The sequence below is a fragment of the Rodentibacter sp. Ppn85 genome (assembly GCF_001999335.1).
Classification (GTDB): domain Bacteria; phylum Pseudomonadota; class Gammaproteobacteria; order Enterobacterales; family Pasteurellaceae; genus Rodentibacter.
Genome location: NZ_MLHS01000067.1, coordinates 1 through 14,296, shown reverse-complemented (window position 1 = coordinate 14,296; position 14,296 = coordinate 1). Strand labels below are relative to the sequence as shown.

The following is a 14,296-nucleotide window of genomic DNA, read 5'->3' as shown; positions in this document are numbered from 1 at the left end:
CTTTCGGGCCGGTTAAACCAATTGAGCCATCTTTACCATTAATGACTACCGTAGAACCGTCTTTGCCGTTCACGCCGATTGTGCCATCAATACCATTTTGACCGTCTTTACCGGCTGTGCCTACGGTAATATTATTGGAAGTCGCAATAGTCACTTTCTTACCGCTTTGAGTGATATTGATATTATCACCCGCTTCAATGGTCACGGTTTCACCTATTGCCACTTTTTCAGTTGTATTGCCGCTGACTTTACCCGTACCTGATTGTGCGGTGGTCAAATTCCAACCTTTCGCCACTTCATTGGTGATGTTCGTGATGTTTTGCGCCGCTGCATATAATTGGCTACCGTTCACCGCATCTTTACTATCCGCGGAAAGGGTGCCTTCTGAGACATTGGTGATTTTCTTATCACCCGCATTAATACCGCCTTTAGTTACACTCGGTCCACCGGTAATGGTTAAACCAGTGCTGTTTAATAGCGTATCGCCTAACTTAACGCTACCTGCACTTGTTAAATCAAGAGTATTATTTAAAGTTACGGAATAGTTTTTACCGCCGGTATCGTTTGTTGTATTTTGAGTAACAATTAAATTAGAAGTGGTTGAATTAACACTTTCTTCTTTTTTAAGCTGATTTTTTGCCTCATCAGAAAGATCAACCGAGTAATTTGTTACATTATTCGCACCAGCTGTTTCCGTTACTTTTACTTTGTCAGACCCATTGGTTACGGTAGATTTATCGGCATTTACCGTATAAACAGTCTGATTATTAGCCCCTTTTTCTTCAGTAACATTAACGTTATTACCTGCTTTCACTTCGGTTTTTGCAGCTGCCGTTGATGCGTTTAGTTGACTTAAGTTCACCGCATCAGTGCCGTTTGTACCATTACCAACATTGGTTAAGGCATTACCGCCGAAATCAACTTTTCCGCCGCCTCTAACCGTTAAATTTCCGGTATCCACAGAACTAAAGTTAGGTGTTAGTGAGGTAGCAATACTGATCGTTCCGTTATTTTGAGTGATATTGATATTATTACCGGCATCAAACGTAACGGTATCACCCATTTTGATATTTGTTAGAGAATTGCCGGATACATTACCCGTACCGGATTTAGAAGTGTTTACGTTCCAACCTTTTGCAACTTCATTTTTCAGATTAGTTACATTATTACTTACATTCGTAATATTTTGGTTGGTTGCATAAAGCTGACTACCGTTTACTGCGTCTTTACTGTCTTTCGCTACATTACCGTCAGCAACATTGGTAATTTTCTTATTACCTGCATCAATACCGTCTTTAACGACTTTAGGTCCGTTATTGATTGTCAAACCTGTGCTGTTTAATGTGGTATCGCCGATAGTTACACTACCGCCATCAGTTAAATTCAAATTATTGTTTAAGTTGATTTTAACTTTCCCATTATCTACAAGCGTATTAATGTTTGAATTATTGCCTTCAATATCAATAGTATTGCCGACTTTCTTACTGACATTGCCTTTTTGAGTATTTAAACCAAAGGTCGCATTATCACCTAAATCAAAGGAAATCGTACCATTTTCAGCTTTAGTCTTAACTAAATCAGATCCTTTGAAATGAAGTTCTTCACTCAGTTTACTCGAGCCGCTCCCAGTATCACCTTTATATTTAATATTTTGTGGAACACTAACATTACTGATGTTAACAGATAAATCATAAACTTTTTGTTTATCTCCACTTTCAGTAATCTTCACTGTACCATCATTAGAAGTAACTTTTGTACGGCCTTCATCTACATACTGTTTGTTAGCTGCGTCCGTATTATTGGTTGGCGCACCAACATTAGTAAGAACATTACCGCCAAAATTCACATTGCCACTTGGTCGAACGGTTAAACTACCGGTATTTACACTACTAAAATTAGGTGTGGAAGAAGTAGCAATAGTTACCTTTTTACCTGATTGAGTAATATTGATATTATTACCGGCATCAATAGTAACAGTATCGCCCATTGCAACTTTAGTTAAATTATTACCACTTACATTACCCGTACCGGACTTAGAAGTCGTAATATTCCAACCTTTTGCTACATCATTTTTTAGATTAGTTACATTATTAGTTACATTGGTAATATTTTGATTAGTTGCATAAAGCTGACTACCGTTTACTGCCTCTTTGCTGGAATTAGAAATAATACCGTCAGATACGTTAGTAACTTTTTTATTACCCGCGTTAATGCCAGTGTTTGTTACGCTTGGGCCATTGTTAATGGTTAAACCTGTACTGTTTAGACCGGTACCACCGATTTTTACATTTCCGTTATTACCTAAATCTAAACTGTTATTTAAGTTAACCTTAATTTTGCCATTGGAAACAGTTGTATTAATATTACTGTTACCGCCAATAACCTCGACAAATTCACCTAGTTTTTTATTAACCGTCTGATTATCTTGTGCTTTTAAGCCAAAACCTTTGGCAATATCTCCTGCATTCTTGGTGATATTCTGAGTATTTTTAGTAATATTTTGTGCATTATTGGTAATATTCTGCGCATTTTTAGTAATGTTTTGCGTATTTTTGCTCACATTATCAATGGCATTTTTAGACTTTTGTGATAAATCTACTTTAATATTGTTTCCATCCACTGCAGTGGTAAGATAATTTTCGTCACCACTAATAACATCAAAACGGTTCGAATCTTTAGTTACATTAATGCCATTAGCACTATGATTTTTATCTGCCCCCACAACAAAATTAGTTAAGCCGCTCGTACCACCACCACTTACATTGCCTAGGGCTCTCACCACAGCATAAAGTTGCGAACCATTTATTGCATCACTTGAATCTTCGGCAACGCGACCGGCTGCTACATTTTGAATTTGACGATATTTCTGCTGGCGACCGTTTTTACCGCTACCAATAGAAAGCACAGCTGTATTATTATCCGGTTGAGCAAAATAGGTATAATTAGCACCGTTTAAGGTTACACTCTTAGTTTCAGCCCCCGTATTTGTCCCCCCAACCGTTGAGAACGCACCTAGAGCAACCCCACCCTCTTTACCATTTGTAACTTTTGACTCATATCCTAACGCAAGGGCTCGTTTGGTATTCATAATCGTCGAGCTACCACCAATCGCAACAGAGTTTGCAACCGAACTTGGCTGACGTATATTATCCTCTGATCCGGTACCAACTTTTGCACCCTTTGATTTCGGATCCCTTTCACCAATCGAAATGGTATCCCAAGCACCTGTAGTATGATATTGGCTACCGATTGCAGCAAATGCACTATTCCCGACACTTAGCAAAGCCAAAACGGATAAAGATACTTTACTTAACGAAAATGTCTTTAATTCTTTCTCCGATATGTTACAACTCTGCTCGGTTTGAGTTGTTGAACTGGATTTACCATAGCCCTTCGCCAACTCAGATGCTGCAACCCAAGCCCCAAGTGATTGATTCCAAATCACTTTAAATATTTTATTCATACGTTGTCCTTAACATTTATACGATAGATTGAGAGTTAACACTCTACCTTATGCCTTTATTCCATAAAAAAGCACACAGATTCTACCTCATTTTTTGCTTAAAAAGTAACTTTTTTTGTAAGAATGTGCCAATCAATTTAATATAAAGAAATAAAAATGTTGGATTATTATTTATAAAATAACAAATATTAATCTCTCCTACTCTTCTGTCATTACACTCTTTCTATCTTAATATATTGCATCAATCGACAGATTAGAGTCCACCCAAGCCTCAAAACCACCTATCACACTATATAAATTTTCATAACCTTGTTCCGCTAAAAATGTCGCAACGTTACGGCTACTAACCCCGTGATAGCAGATAATAATAATTGGTGAATCAAAATTGACTAATTCTTCAAATTGTAAAAAGGTTTGATTGGTTAAATGAAAGGCACCTTTAGGATGCGAATAGGCATAGCGGTGGGCATCACGTATATCGGCAAGTATTGCCCCTTGTTGCACCATTTCCCACGCTTGTTGAGGGGTAATTTCTTTAAACGACATTATAAAGATCCTTTTGCTTGCTGTTTATACACGCCATCAATAATCACAAGGCTCATCGCCAACACTAAACAAATAAAAAGCGGATAGCTTTCCGCATCAATTTTTTCGCCAATAAAAAACGAAACAAACACCATCATAATGGTTTCCACATAGCCCAATAGCCCGAGTAAATTCATCGGTAGCATATTGCTGGCGATCACATAAGCAATCAGCGCTGTACCACTGATTAAACCGAGCAATATTAATAATCCCCAGATATTTGGGTTAGTTTGTTTCACCACCACAAAATCCGTCTGTAAAGCAAAATAAATACTAATCGGGATTAAACTGAGCATCTCAAGACAAAAGGAAGCAAGATCGGTATTTTTTAACGCTTTTCGGATTGAAAAATATGAGGTATAGCCGATACAAATCACAATGGCTTCCCAAGATAATCCGCCTTTAATCACAATATTTGAAATCACACCGAGAGCGGCAATTAATACGGCAATAAGTTTAAAGGCGGAAATGCGTTCTTTAAAAATTAACCGTCCGGCTGCTACCATTATAATGGGTAACAATAAATAGCCAAAAGAGACACTCAATGAACTCCCATTGTTCGGCGCCCATAAAAACAACCACATTTGAAATCCCATTAATGCTCCGCAAAGAATATAGGAAAGGGCAAAGTGCGGTCGTTTTTGAAGGTGTTTTAAACGTTCGATAAGGGCATTTTTTTGTTTAAAAATTAGTACGGCTAATATGACAAAAGGAAAAGTAAAAATCATTCGATAACCGAAAATATCCGTACCGCTCAGGGGTTTGAGCAACGTAGAAAAATAATATAAATAGCCAAACAAAAAGGAGGCTAATAGCGAAACGAGAATACCTTTTAACATAGGAAATCCTTAATCTGAGTTGTCACACCATTCTATTCCAACATTGCCCAAAAGGCACTAATTAAGGGCAGGGCTAAATTCCTTTTTTGAGTGCAAATCCCTAATTCAAAAGGCTCAATGGGCACATCTAAATTTAAACGGGAAATTTGATCACACATCGGACTATTATTAATCACTTCATCGGGCAACATAGCCAAGCCAAATCCCAAACCGACCATTGGTACAATTCCTTCATGCCCCGCTACCGTGGCATAAATTTTCGGATGTTTAATATGCTTTGCACGTAACCATTGTTCAATCCGTTGTCTCGCATGCCCTTCCACAGGAAAAATAAAAGGCATTTGCTGCCAGTTAATAGGCTTCTTTTGCAATAATTGCGTTGCCAAACAGGCGACACGTGGTGCAATAAACGAAAGATGAATATCGTCAATTTTGTGAAATGCTACACTTGCAGGCAAATTATCTGGTTTCCCGGTAAGGGCTATATCCGCTTGTTGGGTTTGAATAAATTCCAAGGCTAGTGCCGGATCACCGGTGGTGAGCTGAATTTCCACTTTTGGATAACATTGGCGAAATTGCTTTAACACCTGTGGCAGGTGACTATAAGATGCCGTTACTGAACAAAATAGTTTGAGTTCACCGCTCAGTTCGTCCGACTCATCATTGAGTTGACATTTTAATTGTTGCCAATTTTGCCATTCCGTCTTAGCAAATAGAAGAAACCTCTCGCCATATCCAGTGAGATTGACTTGGCGATTATCACGAATGAAAAGGGTTTTCCCCAGTTCTTCTTCCATACGTTGAATTTGACGTGAAAGGGTGGAAGGGGACATATGGTTTTGGATGGCGGTTTTAGTGAAGTTTTTGGTTTCCGCTAATTTGATGAATAAGTTAAGATCATTAAATTCCATTATTTTTTCTCTTATTTTTCATAAATGAATATTGGGTTTCGCCGATTTCAATTAACGAAAAAAGCATAATTGCAAAAACCACAACATCACATTCCCATAATATCACTTTACGCAACCACCAAAAACCTTATAATCCTACTCACAACAAAATAATATGCAAACACAACATCATACAATCACCACCCTTACAAAATTAAGGAAAATATATGGCTAACTATTTCAACACATTGAATTTACGTCAAAAATTAGACCAGTTAGGTCGTTGTCGTTTTATGGATCGCGAAGAATTTGCCGATGAAGCAAACTTCTTAAAAGGTAAAAAAATTGTCATCGTAGGCTGTGGTGCACAAGGCTTAAATCAAGGTTTAAATATGCGTGATTCGGGTTTAGATGTAAGCTATGCGTTACGCCCTGAGGCTATTGCGGAAAAACGTGCTTCATTTCAGCGTGCAACTGAAAACGGTTTTAAAGTGGGTACTTACCAAGAATTAATTCCAACAGCAGATTTGGTGATAAACCTCACACCAGATAAACAACACTCAAAAGTTGTGGCTGATGTAATGCCATTAATGAAACAAGGTGCCGCATTCGGCTATTCCCACGGTTTCAACATCGTTGAAGAAGGCGAGCAAATTCGCCCTGATTTAACCGTTGTCATGGTAGCGCCAAAATGTCCGGGTACAGAAGTGCGTGAAGAATACAAACGTGGTTTCGGGGTACCAACATTAATCGCCGTTCACCCTGAAAACGATCCGAAAGGCGAGGGTATAACAATTGCCAAGGCATGGGCGGCAGCAACCGGCGGTCATCGTGCGGGTGTACTAGAGTCTTCATTCGTAGCGGAAGTGAAATCCGATTTAATGGGTGAACAAACCATCCTGTGCGGTATGTTGCAAGCTGGTTCTATCGTATGCTACGACAAATTAGTGGCAGACGGCAAAGATTCTGCCTATGCCGGAAAATTAATCCAATATGGTTGGGAAACCATCACCGAAGCCTTAAAACAAGGCGGTATCACATTAATGATGGATCGCTTGTCCAACAGTGCGAAATTACGTGCATTCGAGCTTTCCGAACAAATTAAAGAAAAACTCGGGTTCTTATACTACAAACATATGGATGACATCATTAGCGGACACTTCTCTGAAACCATGATGGCAGACTGGGCAAACGGCGATAAAGATTTATTAGCATGGCGTGAAGCAACCTCTAAAACGGCCTTTGAAAACGCACCAAAATACGATGGCAAAATCAGCGAGCAGGAATATTTTGATAACGGTGTATTAATGATCGCAATGGTGAAAGCCGGCGTTGAACTTGCCTTTGATGTCATGGTAGAAAGTGGTATTTATGAAGAATCCGCTTACTACGAATCACTTCACGAACTACCATTAATTGCGAACACCATCGCACGTAAACGTTTATATGAAATGAACGTAGTGATTTCTGATACGGCAGAATACGGTAACTACTTATTCTCTAACGTAGCGACCCCAATTCTTGCCAAAGAAATTATCCCAACCCTGCAAAAAGGTGACTTAGGCGAACCGACCCCAACCGTTGAAATCGACAACATCGCCTTACGCGACGTAAATGATGCTATCCGTAACCATCCGGTTGAATTAATCGGTCAAGAGTTACGCGGTTATATGACGGATATGAAACGTATCACAGTTGCGGGTTAATAATTAATATGATTGAACACCGACTTGGTTAAGGCTAAGTCGGTTTTTTTGTTCTCTTTTCTCATTTTCAATCTTCTAAATCATCATATTTGATTCTCAATACATATTTTATACAAAAAAATATCAAAATAGCGAAGAAGGCTTACAACAACTCACGGGAAATAAAAACTTCAATCCTCAATTGCCTTTTTCCCGACAAGATTTTCTTACAACCAAACCCAAAAAACAGCAAGGGATGAGTATTTCCGGCTTTCAACCCAAACTCCAGCTCATCATTAACGAAAATCAATTTAACAGTATTGATCAACAAGGGAACTATATTTTAAAACCCTCACCGGATAATTACCCTTTCCTTGCGGAAAATGAACATGCCACCATGCGTGTGATGGCAGAACTAGGGTTTGAAGTGCCTGTAAATCGCTTATTTCCTTTTGCAAGCGAATCGGCAGAAAAAGAGCTCGCTTTTGTGATTAAACGATTTGATCGCGATAAACACAATAATCCTATTCATCAAGAGCAGCTTGACGGCGCAATGAATATCCAAGAAAAATACGGGAAAATTAAGTCAGATGATGAACAGTACATTAGCTATGAACGTGTTGCCAAATTTATTTTGCAACATACGGAAAAGAATTTAGCATTGCAGAGAGAATTATTTCGCCGCATTGTTTATGCTTATTTGTTAGCAAATAATGATCTCCATTTACGCAATTTTTCTTTGCTTTATCCTAAAAACAGCGTGCCTAAATTAGCACCGGTTTATGATTTTGTGTCTGTCACCCCCTATAATGAAGCATTTAATTCAGCATTATTTGCCCTTCCTTTATTAAAAAAAGAGGAAGGCAATCAGACGCTTGCTCATGGCTTTAATACTCAATATGGCAAATATATCGGTGATGATTTTGTTGAGTTTGGTGAAAATATCGGTCTAAACAAGAGAGTAATATTACAAAAATTAATACCTGAAATCATAAAAGAAAAAGTAGAAAGCATTTATCAACGTTCTTTTATGCCTAAAACACACATTGCAATTGTATTAAAAACCTATCATAAACGCCTACAATTATTAAAAATCTTGGATGAACCGAGCCTCAGCTAAATTGAGCTTGCGGAGTCCCTGTCAGGGGGCTAGAATTTAAGCCGGTTTATTTAAATCAAATCGGCTTTTTATAGTTAGAGGGAACCAAAAATGAAAAACAACAAGAAATATGACCGCACTTTTAAACTGAGTTTGGTAGCCATGGCGTTAAGGCATGGGCTGATGAAGTGGCTTGTAACCCTAGTGGTGTGGATATTATTGAGAAGAATGGCGCAACGTTAAATAGTTGTGTAATAGACCAATCTGATCCAAATAATCCCTATCAATCAACAAAAATTCAGATAAAGGATAGTAAAAATACCACCATTAATTTTTCTCAGGTTTATGCTTCAAGTGATACATTTTCAGGAATTCGCATTGAAAATTCTGATGTGGCACTTAACAATGTTACCTTATCTGCAAGTAACACTAATAATACATTAGGAAATCAAATAGGTATTGAAGCAACAAACGCTACAATTAATATCAATGGCGGGCGCTATAAAACGGAAACAGATCAAAACACGAGCGAAGCCTTTCGTTTAAATAATTCCACCCTAAATATAAAAAATACAACCATATCTTTAGATGGAGAAGCAGCTACGGGTTTCTCATTAGAAAATAATAGTGCTGCAAATTTAGAAAATGTCACAATTACCGCAACCAATGGTGCAGAAGCGGCATTCTATGATGCAGAAAATAATAATACTCTCTCGGCAATTAATATAACCAATTCTACATTAGCATCAGATTAGAGTTTATTTGGAGTAACTTGGAGAACTAATCAAAATACAGAAGGAAAATTCCAAGTTAATGTTAATAGTTCGAAATTAGATGCACCTGTTATTATTAGTGTGGCAGGTGATGTTGTTGGGAACTTTTCTTTAACAGAAAATATTACTCTGACGGCAAATAATAGCAAATTAAATGGACTTATAACTGTTTATGAAAGCGATAAAGATACACTCAACGTTCATTTAACGAGTTCAACTTGGGCAATAAAACCATTTTTTGATGAAGAAGAAAATACAATGGTTCAACCAAGTGTCAGCAACCTTACTCTCAATAATAGTGTAATCAATTTAGAAAAAGCAGAGGATTTCCAAACCCTTACCATTACAGGCAACCTAACCGGCTCAGGCACATTTAATCTCAATACCAATATCGCTGAAAATAAAGGCGATAAAATTATTGTAGAAGGTACGGCGGAAGGAAAACACAAACTAGGAGTAACGGATCATGGTGTAGCGGTTGCTAACCATAAATTGACTCTTGTTGAAACCAATGGCGGTAGTGCAGCATTTAGTTTAACCAACCCGAATAACCGTGTGGATTTAGGCGCATATCAATATTTCTTAACCAAAGAAGGAAATAACTGGGTATTGGCTAATTCACAAAGTGCGGTTACGCCACCAACACCTGATAAACCGAAAACACCAAGTACACCGACAACTTCAACAAATCCTAACGCGCAGCCGGAAACGCCAAACATACCAAATCCATCGGTCGTACCGCCGGTTACGCCAATTCAAGCAAACAATCCGACATTACCAAGTTCACCATTACTTAGCAATTTAGCCAATGCGCAAGTCTCTCTCCGCCAAGCCCAATTATTGCTTGTGGAAGATGAACTCAGCGGTATTCATCAACGTTTAGGCGAAGTGAAAAATGGCGAAAAAGGCAGAGTTTGGATACGCAATGTGAATTCTCGTGAAAAATTGACCGCACTTTCTACCGGTGACAGCCAAACCTCCGGCTTTAAACAAAATGTTCATAGCTTACAAGTAGGAGCGGATGCTACCGTGAACGATAATTTCCTATTAGGCGGATTTATCGCGCGCAGCCAAGCCAATGTTGATTTCAACAGTCACTACGGTGATGGCAAAGTACGCAGCAACAGCGTCGGCTTGTACGCTACCTATCTTGCCGATAACGGCATTTATATGGATAACATTGTGAAATATAGCCGTTTGAAAGCACAATCTGACCATACGAAAAAACGCCATTACAATGCTTATACGGTATCAAGCGAGCTAGGTAAACAATTCAAATTAAATGGTAATTGGACAATTACACCGCAAGCACAATTAGCTTGGACGCATATTCAAGGTAAAGAGAATGAAGACAGCCTTTCTTCCGTTTACGCTCGTGTTGGCGTGCGTGCTGCGAAAAGTTTTGTTCTCGCAAACGGTTGGAACTTGCAACCTTATGCAGAAATAAATGCCATCTCAAGCCACAATAATAGTAGCAAAGTTCATTATGCAAACGCTGCGCTTAATGTTAAAGATAGCCGTGGACGTTTTGCAAGTATTCTGGGAGTGAATGCAGGTGTAACCAACCATCGTATCGGTTTAGAAATTAGCCGAGTCGACGGCAAACGTTACGACAAACCTTACCAAATTCAAGCGGTGTATCGCTATCAATGGTAATTACGCCTCCGTAAGAAGCAAAAAGAGCGGTTATTTTGATCGTTCTTTTTTAATCCTGCCCATTCAAGTTTTTTTCTTAACCTAACTTAAGAAAAGCTTATCAATTCAAGACAGCGACTTGTTGAAAAACAATCAAAGCATTCAACCTTAAACTTACTAAAAAAATTGTCATTTATACTATTTTTTACTTTTTTTGATAATTTTTTATTATTTGAGACAATGATCACAGTTTATATAAAAATTTTTTATTAATATAGCCGCAACTCGATGATAGATGTTGATGAACGAGTTATTAAAGACAACGAATCTTAACTCACTATTTTAGGAGAAATATTATGGCATACTATCCAGCCGAACCGTTCCGAATTAAAAGTGTTGAACCCGTCTCTATTTTGCCAAAAACAGAACGTGAAAAAGCGATGAAGGAAGCAGGATACAATACTTTCCTACTTGATTCTAAAGACGTATATATCGATCTTCTTACCGATAGCGGCACAAATGCGATGAGCGATCGTCAATGGGCAGGTATTATGTTAGGTGATGAGGCCTATGCCGGCAGCCGAAACTTCTACCATCTTCAAGAAACCGTACAGGAATTATTTGGCTTTAAGTACATTGTGCCGACCCATCAAGGACGCGGTGCGGAAAATATTCTTTCCCGTATAGCAATTAAACCCGGTCAATATGTGCCCGGTAATATGTACTTTACGACCACCCGCTACCACCAAGAAGCAAACGGCGGTATTTTCTACGACATCATTCGTGATGAAGCACATGATGCAACGCTTGATATACCATTTAAAGGAAATATTGATCTTAAAAAGCTAGAAAATTTGATCAATGAACAGGGGGCAGAAAACATTGCTTATGTTTGCCTGGCCGTAACAGTGAACCTTGCGGGCGGCCAACCTGTTTCTATCGCAAATATGAAAGCCGTACGTGAATTAACAAAAAAACATGGCATTAAAGTATTCTATGATGCGACACGCTGTGTTGAGAACGCTTATTTCATTAAAGAACAGGAAGAAGGCTACCAAGAGCGCTCTATAAAATCGATTATCCATGAAATGTTCAGCTATGCCGACGGTTGCACCATGAGCGGTAAGAAAGACTGCTTAACTAATATTGGCGGTTTCTTATGTATGAATGATGAAGAATTATTTATGAAATCAAAAGAAATGGTGGTGGTCTTTGAAGGTATGCCGTCTTACGGCGGTATGGCTGGACGTGATATGGAGGCGATGGCAATAGGTCTAAAAGAAGCCGCTCAAGAAGAATATATTGAACATCGTGTTAAACAAGTCCGTTACCTTGGAGAAAAACTCAAAGCGGCCGGTGTGCCAATAGTTGAACCTATCGGTGGCCATGCCGTATTCTTGGATGCCCGCCGTTTCTGTCCACATTTGAAGCAAGAAGAGGACTTCCCTGCGCAAGCACTTGCGGCGGCAATTTACGTTGAATGCGGCGTGCGTACAATGGAACGCGGTATTATTTCCGCCGGTCGCGATATTAAAACCGGTGAAAACCATCATCCAAAATTGGAAACCGTACGTATCACCATTCCTCGTCGTGTTTATACCTATGCACATATGGATCTTGTCGCAAACGGCATTATTCACTTGTTCAAACACAAAGAAGATATTAAAGGTCTTCGTTTCGTATATGAACCAAAACAGTTGCGTTTCTTTACCGCACGTTTTGAACAAAAATAACTGTAATGCTCCTACTTCAGCAATGGAGTAGGAGTTTTTTTATGTCCAAACTCAAAGCGAAAACATTCTAATGACATTGTTTTTTTGATGTGTTGTCAAATAAGGACGTGACTCGCCTTTCTATAAAAATAAGAAAGGAGAAAACTCATGAACAAAACACTGGGCAGTACGCTCATTACTTCCGGAACAATGATTGGTGCGGGAATGCTTGCTATGCCACTCACATCCGCAGGAATAGGATTAACCTTCACAATTATTTTACTTTGCATTTTATGGGTATTACTGACATATAGTGCGTTGCTTTTTGTCGAGGTATATCAAACGGCAGAATATGATGCCGGAATAGGTACGTTAGCCTCACAATATTTTGGGAAGTTGGGAAGAATCGTTGCAACAAGCGTATTAATGATCTTTTTGTACGCTTTATTGTCAGCCTATGTCACGGGAGGAGGCGCAATTCTTTCCTCAACATTGCCTGATTTTGCAATGCCTAATCTGAAAATGAAAGCCTCTATCCTGCTATTCACCGTATTTTTTGGTATTTTTATCATTATTGGTACACAAATTGTCGATATACTAAATCGAATCTTGTTTGTGTCTATGCTCTTAGCATTACTCATTGTTTTAGGCTTAATGATTCCGGAAATTAAATTAAATAACCTTATGGCAATGCCAATAGATAATGCTTTGCTCGTTTCAGCAAGTCCGGTTTTCTTCACCGCATTTGGTTTCCATGGTTCGATTCCATGTCTTAATAAATACCTTGAAGGGGACGTAAAAGCACTCAGAATTTCGATTATTTTAGGTTCTGCGATTACCTTAATTGGCTATATTTTATGGCAATGTTCAACGCATGGCGTATTAAGTCAAACAAAATTCCTTGAAATACTCCATCAAGATCCGACACTAAACGGGCTTATTGAAGCGGTTAGAATAATCACTGGAAGCAGCATTATTGCAGGCATAGTAAAAATCTTCTCAGCGCTTGCACTGATAACTTCTTTCTTAGGTGTCGCACTAGGTTTACTTGAATGTATTGAGGATTTACTCAAACGAGCCTGCAATATTTCAACGAATCGATTATACCTAGGTTTTTTAACTTTTCTTCCTCCTCTCCTATTCGCATTCTTTTATCCAGAAGGTTTTATTTTAGCACTGGGTTACGCAGGCCAAATGTTTGCGTTCTATGCGGTTGTATTACCGGCAGCATTAGTATGGAAAGCACGAAAACTGCACCCCAACCTTCCCTATCGAGTTATTGGAGGCAGGAGCATTCTAATAGTTATTTCTATTTTAGGTATTATAATTGTCAATATTCCTTTCCTCATAAAATTAGGATTTCTACCGGGGGTAGTAGGCTAATAAAAAATTGACATTCTTATTTAGAATGTCAATTTTATTCTTATTTTTTATTCTTAATATTTTTTAAATATCGATAAACGCTAGGCTCTGATATTCTCAAATACTTTGCTACAAAAGGAACTGCACCTTTAATATTAAATATTCCTTTCTCAAACAGAACACGGATAGAATTTTCTTTTTGTCTTAATGTTAAGCTTTTATCTGAGTTTAGTAGAGTGAGATCTATATATTC

General features: G+C 38.4%; 11 protein-coding genes. 6 read left to right on the top strand and 5 right to left on the bottom strand.

The window, feature by feature from the left end:
* From BKL51_RS10655 to ilvY, 4 genes are all read right to left on the bottom strand, one after another.
* On the bottom strand, positions 1-3,463 hold a 3,463-nt coding region (locus BKL51_RS10655; protein WP_255372293.1), incomplete at its 3' end, for an ESPR-type extended signal peptide-containing protein.
* A 228-nt stretch (positions 3,464-3,691) separates the two neighbouring features.
* A complete protein-coding gene (gene glpE / locus BKL51_RS10650) occupies positions 3,692-4,009 on the bottom strand; it encodes a thiosulfate sulfurtransferase GlpE (RefSeq protein ID WP_077466654.1) in 318 nt (105 codons plus the stop codon).
* Entirely contained in the window at positions 4,009-4,887 is an 879-nt protein-coding gene (gene rarD / locus BKL51_RS10645; protein ID WP_077466653.1) for an EamA family transporter RarD, read from the bottom strand. The genes glpE and rarD overlap by 1 nt, the downstream gene beginning before the upstream one ends.
* 32 nt (positions 4,888-4,919) lie before the next feature.
* The gene (ilvY, locus tag BKL51_RS10640; RefSeq protein ID WP_077466652.1) at positions 4,920-5,798 is read right to left on the bottom strand and encodes an HTH-type transcriptional activator IlvY; all 879 of its coding nucleotides are present in this window, start codon (positions 5,796-5,798) and stop codon (positions 4,920-4,922) included.
* A 206-nt stretch (positions 5,799-6,004) separates the two neighbouring features.
* Here ilvY and ilvC point away from each other — a divergent pair, with 206 nt between their 5' ends.
* The 6 genes from ilvC to BKL51_RS10605 all read left to right on the top strand — a co-directional run bounded on the left by ilvC (position 6,005) and on the right by BKL51_RS10605 (position 14,064).
* The gene (ilvC, locus tag BKL51_RS10630; protein ID WP_077466651.1) at positions 6,005-7,483 is read left to right on the top strand and encodes a ketol-acid reductoisomerase; all 1,479 of its coding nucleotides are present in this window, start codon (positions 6,005-6,007) and stop codon (positions 7,481-7,483) included.
* Positions 7,484-7,562: 79 nt separating this feature from the next.
* Entirely contained in the window at positions 7,563-8,582 is a 1,020-nt protein-coding gene (locus BKL51_RS10625; protein WP_077466650.1) for a type II toxin-antitoxin system HipA family toxin, read from the top strand.
* 167 nt (positions 8,583-8,749) lie between these two features.
* Positions 8,750-9,316, top strand: a complete 567-nt coding sequence (locus BKL51_RS12150) for a DUF945 domain-containing protein (RefSeq protein WP_143530605.1) — start codon at positions 8,750-8,752, stop codon at positions 9,314-9,316.
* Positions 9,317-9,592: 276 nt separating this feature from the next.
* Complete coding sequence (locus tag BKL51_RS12145) at positions 9,593-10,990, top strand: autotransporter outer membrane beta-barrel domain-containing protein (protein WP_077466655.1); 1,398 nt, start codon at positions 9,593-9,595, stop codon at positions 10,988-10,990.
* Positions 10,991-11,325: 335 nt separating this feature from the next.
* Positions 11,326-12,702, top strand: coding sequence for a tyrosine phenol-lyase (locus BKL51_RS10610; RefSeq protein ID WP_077466648.1), 1,377 nt, complete (start codon positions 11,326-11,328; stop codon positions 12,700-12,702).
* A 147-nt stretch (positions 12,703-12,849) separates the two neighbouring features.
* On the top strand, positions 12,850-14,064 hold the full coding sequence (locus BKL51_RS10605) for an aromatic amino acid transporter (RefSeq protein WP_077466647.1): 1,215 nt from the start codon (positions 12,850-12,852) through the stop codon (positions 14,062-14,064).
* Between the two features lie 40 nt (positions 14,065-14,104).
* Here BKL51_RS10605 and BKL51_RS10600 read toward each other — a convergent pair.
* A partial coding sequence (locus BKL51_RS10600) for a helix-turn-helix domain-containing protein (protein WP_198930126.1) occupies positions 14,105-14,296 on the bottom strand: 192 nt, incomplete at its 5' end.

Coding starts and splice junctions, on each gene's coding strand:
- BKL51_RS10610 (WP_077466648.1), top strand. CDS start 11,326: ATGGCATACTATCCAGCCGAACCGTTCCGAATTAAAAGTGTTGAACCC.
- ilvY (WP_077466652.1), bottom strand. CDS start 5,798: ATGGAATTTAATGATCTTAACTTATTCATCAAATTAGCGGAAACCAAA.
- glpE (WP_077466654.1), bottom strand. CDS start 4,009: ATGTCGTTTAAAGAAATTACCCCTCAACAAGCGTGGGAAATGGTGCAA.
- rarD (WP_077466653.1), bottom strand. CDS start 4,887: ATGTTAAAAGGTATTCTCGTTTCGCTATTAGCCTCCTTTTTGTTTGGC.
- BKL51_RS12145 (WP_077466655.1), top strand. CDS start 9,593: ATGGTTCAACCAAGTGTCAGCAACCTTACTCTCAATAATAGTGTAATC.
- ilvC (WP_077466651.1), top strand. CDS start 6,005: ATGGCTAACTATTTCAACACATTGAATTTACGTCAAAAATTAGACCAG.
- BKL51_RS10605 (WP_077466647.1), top strand. CDS start 12,850: ATGAACAAAACACTGGGCAGTACGCTCATTACTTCCGGAACAATGATT.